Raw genomic sequence first — 2,036 nt, forward strand, 5'->3', positions numbered from 1 at the left:
CACCGCCACCCACCAGCCCGCCTCCACCCGCGACCGCTCGCGTCCCGACCGCACGCCGCCCAAGCAGACGACTACGCCGCCGCGGCCGACCACCCCCAAGCCCGGCGGCGCGCCGCGTGTCGGCGACGACTTCCTCGCCGGCAAGGGCCCCTCGCCCACCGCGACCCAAACCGGCGCGCCTGCCGCGAAGATCGGTGCGAGCGAACGCGCCTCGATCCAGCAAGCACTGGCCCGTCAGGTCAAGCCGCATTGGACCTCGCCCCAAGGGCTTGATGTCGATAAGCTGATCTCGCTGGTGGATTTCAGTCTCAACCCTGACGGTACCCTCAAGGGGCGGCCGGTTTGCAAGACCGTTCCCGGAAGCATCACCGAGGGCAATCGGACGCAGGCTGCGCTCCATTGCGAACGCGCGATTAGAGCGGTGCAGTTGGCCGCCCCTTTCAAGTTGCCCGCAGAGTATTATTCGGTCTGGAAGACAATCCGGGGCGCCCGTTTCGATAGGAATACATCACGATGAAGTCCGCGCTGATTGCCGCTCTCCTGTTCACCGCCGCCATGCCCGCGGCCGCGATCGCGCAGGACCTCGGGACGCCGATGGGAGAGGATCAGCCGGTCGAGACGGTCGGTGCCGAAGGCGCGCAGGAGGCCGACGAGGGCATTTCCTTCACCGTCACCGACGAATCCGCCTGGTCCGACATCGGCATCGCCATCCCCGCCTTCGCCACCGACCGTGAACGCCCCACGCCCGCCAACGAGGCGGGCACCGGTGCGCTTGGCCGCGAGATCGCGCGGGTGATCACCGCCAACCTCCGGAACAACGGCCTCTTCAAGCCCGTCGGCCCCGACAGCCTGCCCCAGCCCGCCTTCGCCGCGATCCGCGCGCCTGCCTATGGCGCGTGGAGCGGGCAGGGCGCTGAGATGCTGGTGCAGGGCTATGTCACCGCGCGCGACGACGGGCGCCTGACCGTCGGTTGCTACCTCTACGACGTCCAGCTCCAGCAGCAACTGGTGCGAGAGGGCTGGGTGGTCGCCGCGGCCGACTGGCGGCGTGCGGCGCACAAGTGCTCGGACCTCATCTTCTCCCGCCTCACCGGCGAAAGCCCGTTCTTCGACAGCCGTATCGCCTATATCGCCGAGACCGGCCCCAAGGACCGCCGCGTCAAGCGCCTCGCGGTGATGGATTCGGACGGTGCGAACCACCGCTTCCTCACCCTGGGCAGCGCCACCGCGCTCACCCCGCGCTATTCGCCCGACTATTCGAAGATCCTCTACCTCAGTTACGTGGACGGCAATCCGCGGATCTATGTCTACGACATCGGCAGCGGCAAGCAGACGCTCGTCACCGAGAACCGCAACCCCACCATCGCCCCGCGCTGGTCGCCCGATGGCAAGTCGATCCTGTTCTCGATGGCGGTCGCGGGCAACACCGACATCTACCGCATCCCGGCGACCGGCGGCACCGCCACCAAGCTCACCGACACGCCGGGGATCGACGTGGGCGGCTCCTATTCGCCCGACGGCAGCAAGATCGTGTTCGAGAGCGACCGTTCGGGCAGCCAGCAGTGCTACATCATGGACGCCGACGGCAAGAACCAGAAGCGCATCAGCTTCTTCGGCGGGCGCTGCGCCACACCCGAATGGAGCCCGCGCGGCGACCAGATCGCCTTCACCCGGATCGCGGGCGACTTCAACGTCGCGGTGATGAACACCAGCGGAGGCGGCATGCGCGTGCTCACCCGCGGCTGGCAGGACGAAGCCCCGACCTGGGCACCCAACGGGCGCATCATCCAGTTCTTCCGCACCGAGAAGAACACCGGCCGCTCGGGCATCTGGCAGGTCGATCTCACCGGCCAGAACGAACGCCGCCTGCCCACGCCTGTCGATGCCTCCGACCCCGCCTGGGGCCCGATCCGCCCCTGATATTTTCCACGAAAGGAACTCGAGCGATGAACACCAAGCTTGCGACGATCCTGCTTCTCGCCTCGGCGAGCGCGCTTGCGGCCTGCGCCAAGAAGGCGCCCGACGACATTCCGCCC

General features: G+C 67.9%; 1 protein-coding gene and 1 pseudogene. Both read left to right on the plus strand.

Features of this window, described 5'->3' with window-relative positions:
- Positions 1-517, plus strand: a pseudogene (locus tag AX692_RS20335) (energy transducer TonB); the annotation flags it as partial.
- Positions 514-1,920: a Tol-Pal system beta propeller repeat protein TolB gene (gene tolB, locus AX692_RS16780; protein WP_073975354.1), complete on the plus strand. Its 1,407-nt coding sequence runs from the start codon at positions 514-516 to the stop codon at positions 1,918-1,920. The pseudogene AX692_RS20335 and the gene tolB, both read left to right, overlap by 4 nt.
- The last annotated feature ends 116 nt before the right edge of the window (positions 1,921-2,036 follow it).

The sequence above is a fragment of the Erythrobacter donghaensis genome (genome assembly GCF_001557325.1).
Classification (GTDB): domain Bacteria; phylum Pseudomonadota; class Alphaproteobacteria; order Sphingomonadales; family Sphingomonadaceae; genus Erythrobacter; species Erythrobacter donghaensis_B.